We start from the raw sequence: 19,531 nt of genomic DNA, 5'->3' as shown, positions 1-19,531 counted from the left end.
AGCTTTATGTTGATTCCTAATTACTTTCGGCGCGGTGAACGAGAGGGTTTTGTGACCGTACGCGCTCGGTATATCTCGTGGTCTGAAAAATACAAAAGCCCCGTATTAACGGGGCTTTATCTCAGCGATGGTGGATGCCTGTCACCGGAAATTAATGACCGGCAAAGTCAACGAGGCTATAGCAATTGATGCCTTGCGCGGTCAGACGAGCTTCGCCGCCCAGTTCTGGCAAATCAATGATAAACGCCGCATCGGTCACCACGCCGCCTAAACGACGGATCAGTTTCACCGTGGCTTCGATGGTGCCACCAGTTGCCAGCAGATCGTCAATGACTAAAACGTTATCGCCAGGCTGGATGGCATCCTGATGGATTTCCAGCGTGTCGGTACCGTATTCCAGTTCATAGCTTTCGCTTAACGTAGCACGCGGCAGCTTGCCCGGCTTACGCACAGGAACAAAGCCTACGCCCAACGCCAGTGCCACAGGCGCTCCGAACAGAAAACCACGGGCTTCGGTGCCCACGACTTTGGTTACGCCGGTGTTACGGTAGCGTTCAACAAGCAGCTCGATGCTCAGTGCATAGGCTTTTGGGTCTTCCAGCATGCTGGTGACGTCGCGGAACAAAATCCCTGGTTTTGGATAGTCCGGGATAGTCTTAATGCTTTCTCTAAGGAATTCGATTTGTTGTGCTGTAGCGGTCATAAAATTGTTGCCTGATAAAACAGCGGGTCCGGGCTAACGCAAGCCACCTGAACTTCCCCCGATACGTGGCCTGTAGTCTCAGACCTGCGGTGTTCGGTATAGAGCAAAGGGACAGGAGGTAACCCGCGCACGAAAACGCTCAAATCTATTGAAACTGGCGAACAAATGCAACTGTAGAGTTCATTTCACGGTGTTTTTTCTTGCTCTGCATCAATTACCGGCAGGCGCCACATAAAGATCAGCAGGCAGGCCAAAATCACCAGCAGCAATATACGTACCCACCACATGTTCACCAACCACAACGAAAGCGCGAAGGTCAGAATAATAAAAATAATGGCCTTTGGCTTAGCTCCTGATGGCAAACCACGATGTTTTTGCCAGTGGCGTAAATAGCCGCCAAACCAAGAATTATACAATAGCCAGTGGTGAAAACGCGGTGACGAACGAGAAAAACACCAAGCCGCCAACAGCAGGAAGGGCGTGGTTGGTAATAACGGCAAAATGGCGCCTAGGCAAGCCAGACCAAATGCGATCCAGCCCAAAACAATGAGTAATATGCGTTGCATGATGTCTCTTGCCCTACTCCCCACGACTCCATTACCATCTGATGTTACATGAGCATTGCACCGAAAGTCATGGGTGATAAGCATTCCGCCCTCCTCTCTAAGCTCGATAATCACCGCTAAGGTATCTCTGATGTCAAGCCAACAGCTTTTACAGGTGTTAGAACAGCGCATCATCCAACTGGAGCTCTCGCTAAAAAATAGCGGTTATATCCCGACCCGACAGCCACGTTTTGATCGTGCTCTTTTTGCCAGCGTCGAAACAGGCCTGAAGGATTATTTGCAAGAACTGCGCGGTAATTTTGCAAAACTCACTGATGCCGTAAAGCGTAACCATACACAGCAGGTCAGTTTTTTGGCTGAACGTTTAGTCGCTCAGATCGAAGCGCTACAGCGAGAGTTCGCCACACAGCAGTTGCGCCGCCAAGATGCTAAAAGTCGGCGTTCACCGCTTTCCATTATGCAACAGAAATTAGCAGAAAATCAGGGCTATGAGCGCCGTTTAAATGACATGCTCTATGAACGTGAAAGCCAGCTTGGACAGTGTCAAACGTTGCAGCAGCAACAAGGGATTCAGCAAGAACTCGTGGCCTTAGAGGGACGTTTAAGTCGTTGTCGCCAAGCGCTGAAAAAAATTGAAAAACAAATAGAACAAATGGAGCTTGGCTTTTCCTAAAATTCTGAAAATAACCCATTTATGCAGAAAGTCGTTCTATTCATCCTACAAACAAATAAAATGATGTGGTCTTCATGGTGAGGGCTTATTTCTATCTATAATTATCAAAGCTTTCTTCTCTGATATCGCATTCGATGTCATCAGAACTAGCGCTAAATATTTGTTTAAGGGAGACGTATCGTGGGCATTATTTCTTGGGTCATTCTTGGTCTTATTGTCGGCATTTTGGCTAAATGGTTCATGCCAGGCAAAGATGGCGGCGGTTTCTTTATGACCGTTATTTTGGGTATTGCTGGTGCATTAGTCGGTGGCTACATCAGCTCATTCTTTGGAATGGGAAGCGTCACCGGTTTTAATTTCGTGAGCCTGATTATTTCAATTCTGGGTGCTATGCTGTTGCTGTTCATCTATCGCAAATTGAAAAACTAAGGAAAGGTTATGTCACTCGAGAAAGCAGCGCCTGAAGTGCAACTTGCCGTCGATTTGATCTATCTACTGGAAAGCAACGATCTCGGTCCTGAAGTCGTGTTAGCCGCCTTAGAAATAGTCAAAAACGACTATGAAACTAAACTATCGCGCAAAAAACACCAGACAACTTCGCCACTCAGCAACGTATAGCCTCTCGAGTCATATCTTAAGGAGCCAAACGGCTCCTTTTTTTATTTAAGAATAATTCGCATTGAATTTTCTTGTTATAATTAATATATGTCTTGGTTTGTTTTTATAAAAATCCTATTTATTTATACTACTAACACTTATTGGTTATATTATATTTATCATGCTAACCATAGTTAGAAATATCTTATTAAAAATATTTTTTGATATTGGAAATAAAACTTCCCAACTACAGTTATTAACGGGAAAAGAACATTCCAGATAGTTAATTAACGACGGAAGATTTATTTCCTTAATACGTTAAATTGATTTCCCTCAAGATCATTTTATGATCGATGAAATATTATTATCCATCTTGATATATTCATTAATCCTATAAAGTTTATTATAAATAACGTATTATTTATTTTGGTAAAGGAATTACCTCCAGATAGCTATTCTGGTTACTCAATGCAACATAAGCCTCTTAATTTATGATTTCTACTTTGCAAAAACCATGGTCAGTTAAAAAGCAGGTTCACCTAGCGATTCTCACGCTAGCACTTCCACTGATCGTTCTCTATGTCTGGTTCTATCAGCACGTGAAGCAAGAGACGTATCATAATATCGATGAGACACTAGCATTCATCGCACACAATACGGCTATGCAGTCAGTTGACCGACAAATTAAAGATATCAAAAATAGTGCCATCGCACTTGCGATCCAAGCATCGCCAAGTGAATCTCGTATGTTCATTGATTCAGATGAGAGCAATCTAAAGAAAATTGTGGCTTATGCCATTAATGCTAATCGCCATTTCACCAATATTCTGGTGTGGATCGATGGCGCGGGTTTTAACAGTATTCCAAAGATAGAATCTCCCTCATACGATCCGAAAGAGCGCCCTTGGTTTCCACGCGATACCCTAAAGAATAACTGGGTACGTTTCTCGATGCCCTATAGTGATGAGTTTACTCATCATAATGTTTTAACTATATCGAAAAACCTGAATGACGATCAGGGTGTTCGCTATGGCGCGTTATCTATGGATTTAGATCTGGCTGCAATGAGTCTGCCATTAAAAGAGATAGCCTTACCATTAAATGGGAAATTAGCCGTAGTCCATCATTCTGGTCAGATTGTCATGCACGCCAATCCTCAAGAAATTACCTTGCCGATTGCTCATCCAGAATGGTTGAAACAAATGACGGATGCCGAAGGCTATTTTTATGATGAAAACTCAGGCATTCATGTTTATTACCATTCGTTTACCAACCCTGATTGGCACCTTATTCTCACCGTCGAGGAGAATAAAATCGAGGCTTTAATTGCTGAGTCAACGCAACCGATGTTGATCTTGGCCATTGTCACGGTAATGCTCTATATCACAGTGGCGGTACTTTGGAACACGAGCCTGCAACGCATGCTAAGCGAGTTACTGGCAACAATACGCAGTGGCAGCATGGATGAAAAAACATTCGATCTCGCCAGCGTCTATTCTGAAATTAAAAAGCAGCACCGAGCCAGAGCAGAAGCGAATAAAGCCGCGATTGAAGATAGCCTGACGGGATTATTTAATCGTCGCTATTTTGATGAGCGCTTGCCCAGCCTAATTGAAAACAGAGTCCCTTTCTTTTTGGCCATGATTGATATTGATAACTTTAAACAAATCAACGATCGTTTTGGCCATCCCGTGGGCGATGAAGTTTTAAAATATATCGGCAAAGTCGGTCAGGAAATTGCAGGGCCTCAAGGATTGTTGTGCCGCTATGGCGGTGAAGAATTAGTGATGCTAATTTTGAACAGCGACACCAGCAGCGTGGTACATCTGCTCGATAAATGGCGTATCGCCGTTGACCAGAAACAGTGGCACGAGGCAGGCTTGCATGTCACCTTCAGCGGTGGACTCACCCAATGGCAGGGTGAAACCGCAGAGGAAATATTAAAAATCGCTGACGACTATTTATATACCGCGAAGCATAACGGGAAGAACAATATCGTCACTAAGGCTTAATTTTGAAGCTGCGAATTCAGTTAACAGCTTCAGTTAACGACGTCAGTTAACAACATCAGTTAATAATAGGAAGCTTATAACGTTAATTTAGCAGGATATTTAATGCTTAAACAAACGCCGTAAGCTTCCGTTAAAGCTGGCAGAAGCGAAAATCACATCAAAGCCACAGCGTGATTATGCCAATGACTCATCACCGGCTTTACCGTCCAGATCTTTTTTGATCACCTGAACTTCCTTGCCTTCTTGGTTATGCAAATACACTTCTAACTGGTTAAACGCGATATTAATGTCGTTTTCACGACACAGCTGATCGATTCGACGGTTCAGCTCATCAACCGTATAGCTGCGGTCGCGAAGTTCACGTACGTATAAACGCAGCTCATGATCTAATGTGCTCGCTCCAAACGCTAAGAAGAATACCTGCGGTTCGGGATCGGTCATCACGCGTGGGTTTTCTTTAGCCGCTTGCAGGAGAATCTGCTTCACTTTGTCCAGATCCGAACCATAGGCGACCCCCACTTTTATGAGTAAGCGGGTTGTAGTATCGGATAATGACCAGTTGATCAACCGTTCTGTCACAAACGCCTTATTCGGGATAATCACCTCTTTACGATCAAAATCCGTGATCGTGGTGGCGCGAATACGAATTCGACTTACCGTGCCTGAGAACGTCCCGATAGTAATAGTATCGCCAATGCGAATTGGACGCTCAAAGAGGATAATGAGACCAGAGATGAAGTTTCCGAAAATCTCCTGCAAACCAAAACCTAGACCAACCGATAACCCGGCGGCAAGGAACTGTAGCTTGTCCCATGATACCCCCAGCGAACCGAAGAAGATTATCGTCCCCACCACGATAATCAAATAGGTAAGAACCGTGGTGATGGCATAGGAAGAGCCTTGGCGCATTTGAATACGCGAGAGCACCAGCACTTCGAGCAGACCCGGTAAGTTGCGCGTTAAAATATAGGCAATAACCACTGACACTAAAGCAAAGAGCACGCTGCCTAGCGTTACGGCCTGTAAGGTCTGATTTGCACCTGAACCGCTGCTGTAATGCCACAGGGTGATGCTGTCGAGGTAGGAGATCACCGTAACCAAATCGGACCAAATCCAATACAAAACACAGCCAAAGATGAGGAATAGCACCATCGTCGTCAGGCGTAATGACTGGCTATTAATCTGATCAATCGCCAATGGAGGTTCTTCAATCGGCTCTGAACCCTCCGCACCTTCACGTGCGGTATTTTGCTGGCGGCGAGCCAAAGCACGTCGATAGGCTAAGCGCCGTGCGGCAACGCTCAGTCCACGGATAGCCGTCGCATAAATAATGGTCCACAGGATCATTAAATAGAGGCTATCAAGCCAGCGCAGTCCTAGGCTTAGCGTGGTATAGAGGTAGCCAAACGCGGTAAGCACCATCAGCACCAACGGCGTCATGGCTAATAGCGTCACCATGATGAGTCGTACGGTGTGAGAGTTTTTCTCGCGCCATGCGTCACGGCAAATGGGGAAAACAAAAGCGGTAATCAGCGCTAAGGTGATAAGCACCGCAACCTGACCAATCACATCCTCACTCAGACGCAACGGTGCTTTTTCACCCAATACACACCAGAAAATCAGCGGGATTAACGTGACCCCAACTCGTCGGGTCACGCGGCGATAGTGCGCGCACAGCAGCGGAGAGAGATTAAAATGTTTCTCCGATACACCTTCCGACGCTAACAGGCGATATGTGGTGCTGATAACCATCCAGAACATGGCAAACTGCAACGACAGCGACCACATAAAGTTATTAATGCTGATATCCGAGCGATAGCACCAAAAGCCCAGTGCCAATATCAATAGCGTGCCGGGCAATCCTTTCACCATCAGCAGCCCAATGGCTTTTGGTGTATGCAGCTGTGTGTCACGTTTTAATTGGCCGACTTCGTTACCAAGCTTTTCCAGAAGCTCATTAATTCTACGATAGCGCCAACGGAACAGGCCGAAGAGGATCAGCAAAGGAATGAAAACGAACATGGAGCTCAGCGCACCTTCAGCCAACGCTCCCGGCTTAAGGTCAAAGTGCAGAGATTGGGCCTGAACTTTTAACGCATTTGGAAGATCCATAAACCAATTGAGGTTCATTGGCTTATTACTGCTCACCCAGAAAATTTGTTGGGTCAACGTATGTTGCAGGTATTCATTTACGCTCAGCAACTGTTGCTGATTAATCTGCAGGCTAATCGCTAAGGTTAACTGGCTGCCGAGCTGCTTATTGAGCTGATCCAACAGCTCACGGCGAGCATCAACAATATCTTCGAGCGCGCTAACCACATCGTCAGACGGTTTATCCTTATTTTGACTAAGCAACTGCGTGACGTAATCCGTTCCTTGGAACAGCGCATCACGCTTTTCATTGATGTCGAACTGTTCCAAACGTAAATCAGCAATCTGCGTAGCAACATCGTTAGTCAATTTTTCCGTCGGCAGATTTTGTTGTTGCTGATAGAGAATGCGCGACAGCAGCAAACTGCCCTTCAGCACCGTTATCTGCTCTTTCAAATTGCGCTCTGCCTGTAGAGAGCGATCTAGCCAGTTTTTGATGCGGATATTTTCCTGAACCAGCGTGTTCACGCCTTCGGTCGCTTCAATTAACCGCTTACTCAATTGGCGGTTAATATCGAGCTCACGCCCAATAACAGGATCCTGCTGAATATCTTGCGTGGCATCATCGGGGTTTTGCGCTTCCTGCGCCGTCTTTTCAGACTGCGTTAACCGCTTGCCGTTTTCTACTTCACGAACCAGCTGAACCATGTGCTCTAACTGATTGATTCTGGCATTAGCGTAGTCACGCTGCTTTTGCAGGGAATCTTGTAATGCGGTGTTAGCCGACAAGCTTTGGCGCTGGTAGTCGAGGGACATATTCAGCATCGCCATTTGCGTATTCAACATGTTTTGCTGTGTTGGACGCATATTGCTGGGATCGGATAACGCGTTTCGAATTTGCTGAATCTGCTGTGACGTCGCCATCATGCTGCTTTGCGCACGCTCTGGCTGGGTCTGAAGAGAAATAAGCTGACTATTAAAATTCGCTAAATCTTCCTGCGCGCTTTGCAGGTCATCCAGCGTGCTGCCCATTTTATTTTCTAGCTGGCGCAAAGAAAGCGTCGACAGCGACGAACGCGTGATGGCTTCGCTATCGGCCTGTTGAATAGACTCTAATCCGCTGAGTGCCTGATTTAGCTTGAGCGGAGCTTGTTGAATCTGCTGTTTAAGCTGCTGGCTTTCCTGCTTGATGCGGTCGATACCGTCGAGGTATTCGAGCGTTTTCATCAAATCCTGCTGCGAAAGCTTTTCTCCCGGCGACAGCGATTTCTGCTTACCTAAAGAATCTAACTGATTCTGTACTTCAGCCCGCGTCGATATATCGCCGCTCAGCGCTAAAGCATAATCAGGAACCAATAAAATAAGCACACTAATAATTAATGAAATTAAATAAAACTGTGCGCGCCGAGTTAATTGAACAGAGCGTAACGTAATGCAGCCAGCCATCATGGGAAGAGATCGTTTAACGGGAAGAGTAGATTAGCGTAGCACGAAGATATTAAGACAATGAATAGGCAAAAGCCGAAAATGAAATCTATTTTTTATCCAATAAATAAGGACGATATTTGTGTGGGAATTAATCCCTATCGTCCCAATTACGGTTCAATACTAAATTAGAACGTAAGCACCTTATCTGCGGCTAGCGTCCACTGAGCTAGCTCAACTAACGTTCCAATCTCAACCCCGTCAATCAACGGTAATGTGCTGATTCCACGGCCATCGGCGCAGGTTTTACACAGTTTAAAAGGCACCTGCTGAGCGGTCAGAATTTCAATCATTTGCTGAAGGTTATAGCCTTCATGAGGCTTCTGCCCAGCCAAACCCGATGTGACAGCATCAGACATCAGAAAGATTTTCAGTTCAATCTCGCCCTGCTGCTCTTTCATCGCAATAGCCAAGCGCAGTGCGTTAAACAATGATTCTTGGCCATAACCAGCACCATTGGCGATCAAAACAATTTTCTGCATTAGGATTTCCCTCTGTTAAGCGGCGTCATCGCCACCGCGCATGCCGGCGCTTCAAACGGCATGCTAACAGCGCCATGCAGGAGATGTTCGCTGTACTTGATCATGTCGATAAAGCTGTCGACCATAAATGAAGCTTCTTCTTTCAAATCAAAGCTTTCTGGTAAAAATAACCAGCTTTCCATTATACCCGTTATATACGAGCGCATCATTACCGCTGTGCGCCGAGTATTAAGTTCAGCAGGCAACTGTTGACACTCAATACAGTTACGTAGCACATTTTCGATGCGCTCAAAATTTTCGAGGTACAAAATCTTGCGAATATCAACTAAAGAACGCATCTCGCCGACAAATTCGCATTTATGAAATATAATTTCCATCAACGCTTTACGGCGTGGGTCGTCCACGGTTGCGACCAAGATATAAATTAGGATTTCGCGTAAAATCCTAAGTGGATTATCTGGATACTTTGCTTGATACTCTATCTCTAAGTCACTGACTTTTGATTCGGTCAGGTTCCAGACTTCATTAAAAAGGTCTACTTTATTTTTAAAGTGCCAATAAATCGCGCCACGCGTTACACCAGCTGCGTTGGCAATATCCGTTAGAGAGGTAGCGGACACACCGCGTGCGGAAAACTCACATACTGCCGCTTCAAGTATTTGCAGTCGGGTTGCTTGAGCTTGCTCTTTGGTTTTTCGTGCCATGGCGTTATATTTTTAATGTGCTTTGATTTACATACATTCATGAATGTATGTACCATAACATGCAGTTTTAATTAGCGCAGCAATGGGTTTTCACAAATGAATCAATACCCATTTAACAATCGAACTCTTGAGGTTATCTATGAATAAAAACAGAGGGTTAACGCCTCTGGCGGCCGTGCTAATGTTTTCTGGTAGTTTACTTCTTACAGGATGTAACGACGGAAACGAGCAAAAAGGTCAGCAAAGCGCACCTGAGGTGGGTGTTGTCACGCTGAAAGCTGAGCCGTTGAACGTCACCACTGAGCTTCCTGGTCGTACATCTGCATATCGCATCGCAGAAGTTCGCCCACAGGTTGGCGGCATCATCCTTAAGCGTAACTTCGTGGAAGGCAGCGACATTCAGGCCGGTTCTTCACTGTATCAAATCGATCCAGCAACTTATCAGGCCGCTTATGACAGCGCGCGTGGCGATTTGGCCAAAGCTGAAGCCGCTGCAAACATCGCTCACCTGACAGTCAATCGCTATAAGACATTAGTCGGAACTAAGTACATCAGTCAGCAAGAATACGATACCGCCGTTGCCGATGCGCGTCAGGCCGATGCAGCCGTTACCGCGGCAAAAGCCGCAGTAGAAACTGCACGTATCAATCTGGCGTATACCAAAGTCACTTCACCAATCAGCGGTCGTATTGGTAAATCTAGCGTGACCGAGGGTGCTTTGGTGACTTCAAATCAGGCTAATGCGCTGGCAACCGTTCAGCAACTGGACCCGATTTATGTCGACGTGACTCAGTCAAGCAACGACTTCCTGCGTTTAAAAGAAGAGCTGGCTAACGGCACTTTAGAACAGGAAGGCGGTAAGGCTAAGGCTGAGCTGGTATTGGAAAATGGTCAGGTCTACGCACAGAAAGGCTCTCTGGAGTTTTCTGACGTCACCGTTGATGAAAGCACTGGCTCAATCACTATTCGCGCCGTGTTCCCAAATCCTAAAGGCGATTTGTTGCCTGGCATGTTTGTGCGCGCTCGTCTGGATGAAGGGATCAAAAACAATGCGTTGCTCGTACCGCAGCAAGGCGTCACCCGTAATCCTCGTGGTGAAGCAACCGTCATGTTAGTCGGTGCCGACAACAAAGTTGAAAACCGTACCGTAACCGCAGCGCAAGCCATCGGTGACAAATGGTTGGTGACTGATGGTCTGAAATCCGGTGACAAAGTGATTGTGACTGGCTTGCAGAAAGTTCGTCCAGGTGTGCAAGTGAAAGTAGAAGAAGCTTCTGCAGGGAACGCTTCAACAAAAGATGCAGCGGCTAGCGAACCGAAGAAGTCTTAAGTGATGCTCGTTGCTGATACATTGATAAAAAGGAGCCAGTAATTCATGGCTAAGTTTTTTATAGATCGACCTATATTCGCCTGGGTTATCGCCATCATTATCATGCTGGCCGGTACGCTAGCGATTATGAAACTACCGGTGGCGCAATATCCAACGATTGCCCCACCGGCGGTGTCGATCTCCGCAGTCTACCCTGGTGCTGATGCGCAGACGGTGCAGGACACGGTGACACAGATTATCGAACAGAACATGAACGGTATCGATAATCTGATGTACATGTCCTCAACCAGCGACTCATCGGGTAGCGTGTCGATCACGCTTACCTTCCAGTCTGGTACTGACCCGGATATCGCACAGGTTCAGGTGCAGAACAAATTGCAGCTAGCAACGCCGTTGCTGCCGCAAGAAGTTCAGCAGCAAGGGATCAGCGTTGAGAAATCCAGTAGTAGCTTCCTGATGGTTGCTGGCTTTATTTCTGAAGACGGAAGTATGTCTCAGGATGATATCGCCGACTACGTGGCTTCCAACATTAAAGATCCGATCAGCCGTTCCGAAGGGATTGGTGACGTGCAGCTGTTTGGTGCCCAGTACGCGATGCGTATCTGGTTAGACCCAAATAAGCTGAACAACTACCAGATGACTCCACTGGACGTGATCAACCAGATCAAAATCCAGAACAACCAGATTGCAGCTGGCCAATTGGGTGGCGCTCCTCCGGTTCCTGGCCAGCAGTTGAACGCCTCAATCATTGCGCAAACGCGCTTACAGACACCGGAAGAATTCGGCAAGATCCTGATGAAGGTTCAAACCGATGGTTCTCGCGTACTGCTGCGTGACGTTGCCAAGATTGAGCTAGGCGGCGAAAACTATAACGTTATTGCACGCTTTAACGGCAAACCTGCCGCAGGTCTGGGGATTAAACTGGCAACTGGCGCTAACGCATTGGATGCCGCTGAAGGGGTTAAAAAAGAGCTGGCTAAATTGCAGCCCTTCTTCCCTGCCAGCATGAAGGTTGTTTATCCATACGACACCACGCCGTTCGTTAAGATTTCCATCAACGAAGTTGTGAAAACGTTGCTGGAAGCTATCGTGCTGGTGTTCTTGGTTATGTATCTGTTCTTGCAGAACATTCGTGCAACCCTGATCCCAACCATCGCGGTTCCGGTGGTTCTGTTAGGGACATTTGCTGTGCTATCGGCCTTTGGCTATTCGATAAACACCCTAACCATGTTTGGTATGGTGCTTGCGATAGGCCTCTTGGTGGATGACGCCATCGTTGTGGTGGAAAACGTTGAGCGTGTTATGGCCGAAGAGGGCCTACCACCAAAAGAAGCAACCCGTAAATCCATGGAGCAGATTCAGGGCGCCTTGGTGGGGATTGCGATGGTACTGTCCGCAGTATTTATCCCAATGGCATTCTTCGGTGGCTCAACCGGTGCGATTTACCGTCAGTTCTCCATCACTATCGTTTCCGCGATGGTGCTGTCAGTACTGGTGGCGATGATCCTGACACCGGCTCTGTGTGCCACCATGCTCAAACCGATCGAAAAAGGCGGCCACGGTAAAACCACCGGCTTCTTTGGTTGGTTTAACAACATGTTCGATAAGAGCACTGAGCACTATACGAATTCCGTTGCGGGCATTCTGCGTGGTACCGGTCGTTATCTGCTGATTTACCTGATTATCGTTGTCGGTATGGGTCTGTTGTTTGTCCGTATGCCAACGTCATTCTTACCGGATGAAGATCAGGGTATTGCTCTGACCATGGTTCAGTTACCGGCTGGTGCAACGCAAGAACGTACCAACAAGGTTCTAGCAGAAGTCACTGATTACTTCTTGGATAAAGAAAAAGCTAACGTTCAATCCGTCTTTACCGTCAGCGGCTTCGGCTTCAGCGGTCAAGGCCAGAACAACGGCTTGGCCTTCGTCAGCTTAAAACCTTGGGATGAACGTACCGGCGCCGATAATAAGGTTCCGGCCATTATCGCCCGTGCAACTGGCGCATTCAGTAAGATTAAAGATGGCTTGGTGTTCCCATTCAACCTGCCAGCGATTATCGAACTGGGTACGGCAACCGGCTTTGACTTTGAACTTATCGATCAGGCTGGCCTTGGCCATGAAAAACTGACCGAAGCGCGTAATCAGCTGTTAGGCATGGCCGCACAGCATCCAGACACCGTGGTTCGTGTACGTCCAAACGGTTTGGAAGATACGCCGCAGTTCAAGATCATTGTCGATCAGGAAAAAGCACAGGCGTTAGGCGTTTCGATTTCAGACATCAACCAAACGCTGTCTACCGCGCTGGGTGGTACTTATGTGAACGACTTCATCGACCGCGGTCGTGTGAAGAAAGTTTACGTACAGGCTGATGCGCCATATCGTATGCTGCCGAACGATATCAATAACTACTATGTCCGTGGTGATGCAGGACAAATGGTACCGTTCTCAGCGTTCTCATCATCAAAATGGGAATATGGTTCTCCGCGTCTGGAACGTTATAACGGCCTGCCATCCATGGAAATCCTTGGGGAAGCGGCACCGGGTAAAAGTACCGGTGAAGCCATGGCGCTGATGGAAGAGTTGGTGACCAAGCTGCCTACCGGTATCGGTTATGACTGGACAGGAATGTCCTATCAGGAACGTCTATCAGGTAACCAGGCTCCGGCGCTGTATGCCATCTCGCTCATCGTGGTCTTCCTGTGTCTGGCAGCATTGTATGAAAGCTGGTCAATTCCGTTCTCCGTTATGCTCGTGGTTCCATTGGGTGTTATCGGTGCACTGTTGGCAGCAACAATGCGTGGTATGAACAACGACGTTTACTTCCAGGTAGGCTTGTTGACGACCATCGGACTTTCAGCCAAAAACGCCATACTTATCGTCGAGTTTGCTAAAGACTTGATGGATAAAGAAGGTAAAGGGCTGATTGAAGCGACGTTAGAAGCGGTACGCATGCGTCTACGCCCAATTCTGATGACGTCTCTGGCATTTATGCTGGGTGTTCTGCCATTGGCTATCAGCTCCGGTGCTGGCTCTGGCGCACAGAATGCGGTAGGTACAGGCGTAATGGGCGGTATGGTTACTGCAACTATTCTGGCCATCTTCTTCGTACCGATGTTCTTTGTGGTCGTTCGTCGTCGCTTTAACAAAGGCGGTGAAGACATCGAACATAGCCACCCTGTTGACCACCAGGTGAAATAGTTCATTTCCCTGAGTCGTCCTCGATAGGCTGATATTTTACAGCCTGATAAAACGCCCGATGAATTTCATCGGGCGTTTTTTTATATTGAAAACGTCACCGCTATTTACCGACAAATCGAAGACATAAAAAAAGCGCCGTTAAAGGCGCTTTTTGAATTTCTGAAGAACTCGCTTATTTGGCGCTGGCGAGCACGGCGCTCACAATATCCACCGCTTCTTTCTCGATTCGCTGGCGATGTTCAGCGCCCAAGAAACTTTCGCAGTAAATCTTGTAGGCTTCTTCTGTACCAGACGGACGCGCGGCAAACCAGCCGTTGTCGGTCATCACTTTCAGCCCGCCGATAGAAGCGTTGTTGCCCGGCGCTTTAGTCAAACGCGCGGTAATCGGATCGCCTGCCAGTTTGTCAGCTTTAACCATCTCAGGAGAGAGCTTCGACAGCGCATCTTTCTGTGCATGCGTCGCCGGTGCCTGAATACGGTTATAGCTTGGCGCACCAAAACGTTCCGCCAGCTTATTGTAATGCTGCTGTGGGTTTTCGCCGGTTACTGCGGTGATCTCAGCGGCAAGCAGACACATAATGATGCCGTCTTTGTCCGTTGACCACGGTGTACCGTTAAAGCGCAGGAAGGAAGCCCCCGCGCTCTCTTCGCCACCAAAACCAAAGCTGCCGTCAAACAAACCATCAACAAACCATTTAAAGCCGACAGGAACTTCCACCAGCTTGCGGCCTAAATCATTCACAACGCGGTCAATCATCGCGCTGGATACCAGCGTTTTACCTACGGCAACATCAGCGCCCCACTGTGGGCGATGCTGGAACAGATAATTGATCGCTACCGCTAAGTAGTGATTCGGATTCATCAGACCTGAAGGTGTGACGATACCGTGACGATCGTAGTCTGGGTCGTTAGCGAAGGCTAAATCAAACTGATCGCGCAGCGCCAGCAAGCCTGCCATCGCGCTTTCCGATGAGCAATCCATACGGATCACGCCGTCGTGATCTAAATGCATGAAGCGGAATGACGGATCAACGTGATCGTTCACCAGGGTCAGATCAAGTTTGTAATGCTCACCAATACGCTGCCAATATTCGATGCCTGAACCACCTAATGGATCGACGCCTAAATGCAGTCCTGAGCGCTGAATGGCTGGCATATCAACGATATCAACCAAACCTTCAATGTATGGCTGCACCAGATCTTTGGCATGCACCAAACCGCTTTTCCAAGCCGCATCCAGAGTTTGACGCTTCACGCCCTGTAAGTTAAGGCTTAATAGTTCATTGGCTCGCTGCTCAATCACTTTGGTGAGGTCAGTATCTGCCGGTCCACCATTTGGCGGATTATATTTGATACCACCGTCTTCAGGCGGGTTGTGCGAAGGCGTGATAACGATACCGTCGGCCAATGCCGCATTCTTATTGCTGTTGTGGGTCAGAATAGCGTGAGAAACCGCAGGCGTTGGTGTGAAACCATTATCCTGCTGTACCACGACATCCACGCCGTTTGCCGTCAGAACTTCCAGCACGCTGATAAACGCAGGTTCAGATAAACCGTGTGTATCTTTACCCACGATACACGGACCTTCGATGCCATTCGCTTTACGCACTTCAACAATTGCCTGCGCAATAGCTAAAATGTGCGCTTCGTTAAAGCTATGACGCTGAGCGCTGCCACGGTGACCTGAAGTCCCGAATTTTACCGCATGCGACGTGTTACCCACTTCCGGCGTCAATACATAGTATTGAGAAACCAGTTGTGCCACGTTAATCAAATCGCTCTGCTGGGCAGGCTGCCCGGCACGGGGGTGATTTGCCATGGTCACTACTCCCTACGCTATTACGCTTATATGGTTGAGTGCCTAATCGCGTTGCCAGTGCTTGCGATTAGGCAGTTCTTGAATTAGATGGTTCCGCAAACTTTTTCAATCAGTTCGGCTGGGAACTGCATCGCCTGCATAATGTGTTCAATCATGCTGCGCTTGCGATCGGTGTTGGTGTTAGTGATCACCCAGTAAGGCGTGCCCGCAACATGTTTAGGCTTGGTATGCGTGCCGTTTTGCAGCAGCGTTTGCTGGTCACCGGCGAAATAGACGCGCGTGCGGCCATGCAAGGATTCCGTTGCCGCAGCGAACCCTTGGTTATCAATGGAGTAAAGGGTTGAAAGTACCAGCATGAAGCGGTTTACCGCTTTGTTCTGCTCTGCATATTCATCAGAAAGCAACAGTTCACGCATGGTACGAACGCGATCTACCGGACGGGCAGATACCGCAGCAGCCACTGGCGCAGCGATGACGGCAGGCGTCACAGCCGGAGCAGCAGTGGCTTTATGTTCAGAGACTTTCAGCAGGCGGCGCAATATGTCAGAAGCACTCTCACCGATACTTTGCGTGTGGCTTGCAATGTAGCGGTACAGCTCCTCGTCGACTTCAATAGTTTTCATCATTATCCAATACAGGTTTACGACTTAATCAGCAGGATTATAAAGTCAAACGCCTCATGCGGATAGCGTAAACCCGATGCTCTGATCAATTCAGTGAGTTTTTTCCCAAACTTATGGAAAGAATACCCTTAAATTTTGCTGGATAACACTCGATGGCTAACAATCATGCTTAGTCGTGGTAACCTATTTGTTACAACATAAGATTTGTCGCACTCCGTTGCCGCATGTTTAGCGCATGAAGCCCGCGAATAGACACCACGAATAGACCTAACGATATGAAACTCAACTACCGCGAACATATTCCAGCCCAGCAAGCCCAGTTTCCACCGGCATTATTGATCCACGGTTTATTCGGCAGTCTGGATAATCTTGGCGTATTGGGCCGAGACTTGCGCAGCGATCGCCGTGTGATTCAGGTTGATATGCGCAATCATGGCCACTCGCCGCGCTCAGAGCGCATGGATTATGCCGCGATGGCCGAAGATTTACTGGCGTTGATCGACGATCTTTCGTTACCGCAGTTGGATGTCATTGGGCACTCAATGGGCGGAAAAGCCGCGATGACGTTAGCTGCACTTGCCCCCGAGCGTATTCGCCGCCTTGCCTTGCTGGACATTGCGCCCGTTGACTATCAGGTTCGTCGTCACGATACGATTTTTGCAGCTATCAACGCAGTGACGGATGCACGGCTGACGCGTCGCCAAGAGGCCGCTGAAATCATGCGCAGCTACATCCAAGAAGAAGGTGTAATACAGTTTTTACTGAAATCTTTTCAGGAGGGCGAATGGCTATTTAACGTGCCCGTTCTGTGGGAGCAATACGAAAATATCGTGGGCTGGCAAGAAGTAACGCCTTACCAAGGCCCTGCGATGTTTATCAAAGGTGGCTTATCGCCCTACATCCAAGATATTCATCGCGCCGCCATTGCGCGCCAGTTTCCTCATGCTAAAGCTCACGTGGTAGCCGGTACGGGCCACTGGCTGCATGCAGAAAAGCCAGAGCTGGTGCTACGCACGCTGCACCGTTTTCTCGACAGCGATGAATAAGTCAAACAGCTTAATTTTGTCGCCTTCACGACCTAACTTAATCTTAACGACAGCCTCACTGTAGAAAAAATCACCATTCATCAGTGAGGTAAGTAAGATTAAGGATTGTCGCAGCTGGGGGCGCTGGGGTATTATGGCGCGCTATTATTCTGGCAGGCAGTTTTGCTGTTCAAGGATAGTGCCGGTAAAGGGTGAATGGCCCTAGTATGTTAATCATGATCTGATTCGTTACGCAGATTCAAAATTCTCCTTGTAGTACCGCTACCTGATATGGCCAAAGAACAAACGGACCGCACGACTCTGGATCTGTTCGCAGATGAACGTCGTCCGGGTCGCCCGAAAACTAACCCGTTATCTCGGGATGAACAGCTAAGAATTAACAAACGCAACCAACTGCGCCGCGATAAAGTGAAAGGACTGCGTCGCGTCGAGCTAAAGATTAACGAAGAAGCGGTTGAAATGCTGAATCGTTTGGCTCAGGAACAAAACATTAGCCGCAGTGAATTGATTGAACAAATTTTACTCAATCAGATTTTAAAATCTTAACGCCACCAGCACACAATGACGACAAATCGATACGGTTTAAAGTGCTATAGTGCGTAAAGTACGTACTGGTCTTTCTCAAGATTCTAGTTTAATTATTTGATATAAAAGGTATAAACGCGACATGGCAATCGTAGGCATTTTCTTTGGCAGCGACACGGGCAACACGGAAAACATCGCTAAGATGATCCAAAAGCAACTCGGAAAAGACGTTGCTGAAGTTCATGACATTGCCAAAAGCAGCAAAGAAGACATCGAAGCATTCGATATTCTTCTGCTTGGCATCCCAACGTGGTATTACGGTGAAGCTCAGTGTGACTGGGATGATTTCTTCCCTTCTCTGGAAGAGATCGACTTCAACGGTAAACTGGTTGCTCTGTTTGGCTGCGGCGACCAAGAAGACTATGCAGAGTACTTCTGCGACGCTATGGGCACCATCCGTGATTTGATCGAGCCACGCGGCGCGACTATCGTTGGTCACTGGCCAACGGCGGGTTACCATTTTGAAGCGTCTAAAGCGCTGGTTGATGACAAAACCTTCGTTGGTTTGGCTATTGACGAAGATCGCCAGCCTGAACTCACCGCAACGCGTGTTGATGCGTGGGTGAAACAAATTTCCGAAGAGATGAGCTTGGCTGAGCTGGCTGGCTAATCTGAAATTGTGCCCGCTGACTGCATAAGTCAGCGGGTATTTCAGCGATTGGCGAAAGCAACTTGCAACATCTATGTAACTCATTTTTCCCGCTCTAGCCCCCGCCACCAGCAGAGTTACATATTTGTCAGTGTGTTACGTTTTATTTCCACCTTGTAATTCCGTCCAAGTTGTTAACACACTGCGGTTTCCATTTACCGCCATCAGCCTTATAATGAATCTCAATTATATTTTCAGTTCGGTGACAATTAGGGCAACGTAGGCAGCAAATGCAGGCTATCCTAAACGTCTTCGAGCTAAGTAACGGGACAGAATCCGAATGACAGATAACAACACTGCTTTAAAGAAGGCTGGACTTAAAGTCACGCTTCCGCGTCTTAAGATTCTGGAAGTTCTGCAAGATCCAACTTGCCACCACGTCAGCGCAGAAGATCTGTATAAGAAGCTGATCGATATGGGTGAAGAAATCGGCTTAGCCACCGTTTACCGTGTACTGAACCAGTTCGACGACGCTGGAATTGTGACTCGTCACAATTTTGAAGGCGGAAAATCCGTATTTGAACTGACTCAACAGCATCACCATGATCATCTGATCTGCTTAGACTGCGGTAAAGTGATCGAATTTAGCGACGACTCCATCGAAAAGCGTCAGCACGAAATCGCTAAAAAATATGGTATCCAACTGACCAACCACAGCCTGTACCTGTATGGCCACTGCGCTGAAGGTGATTGCCGCGAAGACGAAAGTCTGCACGATGGCAGAGAGTAAGCGCTCGCGAGTGTAATGAGGCGACCTGAGGGTCGCTTTTTTATTGCCTGAAATCCACCATCTTCGTTTTCTCGTCGAAAAACAGACAAAAAAAAGCCCCTCAGGCAGGGGGCTAAGCAACTCACAACTAAATCACTCATATGGCTTCGGCAGGTACCATAGCAACAATAATGATGATGAAACGGTATTAAAAATCACTGCGTTAATACGTTATTGCGGCATTCCCTACCCCACCGGA

General features: G+C 47.6%; 17 protein-coding genes. 10 read left to right on the top strand and 7 right to left on the bottom strand.

All coding sequences use genetic code 11. The features are described 5' to 3' along the window. Nucleotides 1-151: 151 nt before the first annotated feature. Both apt and CPY98_RS05750 read right to left on the bottom strand, forming a co-directional pair. Complete coding sequence (gene apt / locus CPY98_RS05755; RefSeq protein ID WP_025799929.1) at nucleotides 152-703, bottom strand: adenine phosphoribosyltransferase; 552 nt, start codon at nucleotides 701-703, stop codon at nucleotides 152-154. Between the two features lie 185 nt (nucleotides 704-888). After that, on the bottom strand, nucleotides 889-1,269 hold the full coding sequence (locus tag CPY98_RS05750; RefSeq protein WP_096386721.1) for a DUF454 family protein: 381 nt from the start codon (nucleotides 1,267-1,269) through the stop codon (nucleotides 889-891). Nucleotides 1,270-1,399: 130 nt separating this feature from the next. On the opposite strand from CPY98_RS05750, the gene priC reads away from it, so the two are divergent. The 4 genes from priC (at nucleotide 1,400) to CPY98_RS05730 (ending at nucleotide 4,551) form a co-directional block, all read left to right on the top strand. Next, a complete protein-coding gene (gene priC / locus CPY98_RS05745) occupies nucleotides 1,400-1,942 on the top strand; it encodes a primosomal replication protein PriC (protein WP_046450121.1) in 543 nt (180 codons plus the stop codon). 180 nt (nucleotides 1,943-2,122) lie between these two features. Beyond that, nucleotides 2,123-2,371, top strand: coding sequence for a GlsB/YeaQ/YmgE family stress response membrane protein (locus CPY98_RS05740; RefSeq protein ID WP_025799936.1), 249 nt, complete (start codon nucleotides 2,123-2,125; stop codon nucleotides 2,369-2,371). A gap of 9 nt (nucleotides 2,372-2,380) precedes the next feature. After that, a complete protein-coding gene (gene rsmS / locus CPY98_RS05735; protein WP_040045695.1) occupies nucleotides 2,381-2,560 on the top strand; it encodes a pleiotropic regulatory protein RsmS in 180 nt (59 codons plus the stop codon). 470 nt (nucleotides 2,561-3,030) lie between these two features. After that, a complete protein-coding gene (locus tag CPY98_RS05730) occupies nucleotides 3,031-4,551 on the top strand; it encodes a sensor domain-containing diguanylate cyclase (protein WP_046450120.1) in 1,521 nt (506 codons plus the stop codon). Nucleotides 4,552-4,725: 174 nt separating this feature from the next. Here the strand turns inward: CPY98_RS05730 and mscK are convergent, their stop codons facing one another. The 3 genes from mscK to acrR all read right to left on the bottom strand — a co-directional run bounded on the left by mscK (nucleotide 4,726) and on the right by acrR (nucleotide 9,313). Next, nucleotides 4,726-8,091 (bottom strand): mechanosensitive channel MscK, encoded by a 3,366-nt coding sequence (gene mscK / locus CPY98_RS05725; RefSeq protein ID WP_096386718.1) that lies wholly within the window; start codon nucleotides 8,089-8,091, stop codon nucleotides 4,726-4,728. Between the two features lie 164 nt (nucleotides 8,092-8,255). Beyond that, nucleotides 8,256-8,609, bottom strand: coding sequence for a DsrE/DsrF/TusD sulfur relay family protein (locus CPY98_RS05720; RefSeq protein ID WP_025799943.1), 354 nt, complete (start codon nucleotides 8,607-8,609; stop codon nucleotides 8,256-8,258). Next, the gene (gene acrR / locus CPY98_RS05715) at nucleotides 8,609-9,313 is read right to left on the bottom strand and encodes a multidrug efflux transporter transcriptional repressor AcrR (protein WP_025799945.1); all 705 of its coding nucleotides are present in this window, start codon (nucleotides 9,311-9,313) and stop codon (nucleotides 8,609-8,611) included. The genes CPY98_RS05720 and acrR overlap by 1 nt, the downstream gene beginning before the upstream one ends. Before the next feature lie 139 nt (nucleotides 9,314-9,452). Between acrR and CPY98_RS05710 the strand changes: the two genes are divergently transcribed. Then, nucleotides 9,453-10,643: an efflux RND transporter periplasmic adaptor subunit gene (locus CPY98_RS05710; protein WP_025799947.1), complete on the top strand. Its 1,191-nt coding sequence runs from the start codon at nucleotides 9,453-9,455 to the stop codon at nucleotides 10,641-10,643. Nucleotides 10,644-10,688: 45 nt separating this feature from the next. Further along, nucleotides 10,689-13,841 (top strand): multidrug efflux RND transporter permease subunit AcrB, encoded by a 3,153-nt coding sequence (locus CPY98_RS05705; protein ID WP_025799949.1) that lies wholly within the window; start codon nucleotides 10,689-10,691, stop codon nucleotides 13,839-13,841. Between the two features lie 172 nt (nucleotides 13,842-14,013). On the opposite strand, the gene pgm is transcribed toward CPY98_RS05705, so the two are convergent. Next, nucleotides 14,014-15,660: a phosphoglucomutase (alpha-D-glucose-1,6-bisphosphate-dependent) gene (gene pgm, locus CPY98_RS05700; protein WP_040045689.1), complete on the bottom strand. Its 1,647-nt coding sequence runs from the start codon at nucleotides 15,658-15,660 to the stop codon at nucleotides 14,014-14,016. 83 nt (nucleotides 15,661-15,743) lie between these two features. Beyond that, a complete protein-coding gene (seqA, locus tag CPY98_RS05695; RefSeq protein WP_025800682.1) occupies nucleotides 15,744-16,283 on the bottom strand; it encodes a replication initiation negative regulator SeqA in 540 nt (179 codons plus the stop codon). Nucleotides 16,284-16,558: 275 nt separating this feature from the next. Here seqA and ybfF point away from each other — a divergent pair, with 275 nt between their 5' ends. From ybfF to fur, 4 genes are all read left to right on the top strand, one after another. Beyond that, the gene (gene ybfF, locus CPY98_RS05690) at nucleotides 16,559-17,329 is read left to right on the top strand and encodes an esterase (protein WP_096386715.1); all 771 of its coding nucleotides are present in this window, start codon (nucleotides 16,559-16,561) and stop codon (nucleotides 17,327-17,329) included. 270 nt (nucleotides 17,330-17,599) lie between these two features. Further along, the gene (ybfE, locus tag CPY98_RS05685; RefSeq protein ID WP_025800680.1) at nucleotides 17,600-17,875 is read left to right on the top strand and encodes a LexA regulated protein; all 276 of its coding nucleotides are present in this window, start codon (nucleotides 17,600-17,602) and stop codon (nucleotides 17,873-17,875) included. 121 nt (nucleotides 17,876-17,996) lie between these two features. After that, nucleotides 17,997-18,524, top strand: coding sequence for a flavodoxin FldA (gene fldA, locus CPY98_RS05680; RefSeq protein ID WP_025800679.1), 528 nt, complete (start codon nucleotides 17,997-17,999; stop codon nucleotides 18,522-18,524). A gap of 319 nt (nucleotides 18,525-18,843) precedes the next feature. Further along, entirely contained in the window at nucleotides 18,844-19,293 is a 450-nt protein-coding gene (gene fur, locus CPY98_RS05675; protein WP_025800678.1) for a ferric iron uptake transcriptional regulator, read from the top strand. The last annotated feature ends 238 nt before the right edge of the window (nucleotides 19,294-19,531 follow it).

Origin of the sequence: Hafnia sp. CBA7124, assembly GCF_002355555.1 — a bacterium.
Taxonomy (GTDB): domain Bacteria; phylum Pseudomonadota; class Gammaproteobacteria; order Enterobacterales; family Enterobacteriaceae; genus Hafnia; species Hafnia alvei.
The sequence above is the reverse complement of the archived record's forward strand: the minus strand, read 5'-3'. Positions and strand labels throughout refer to the sequence as shown.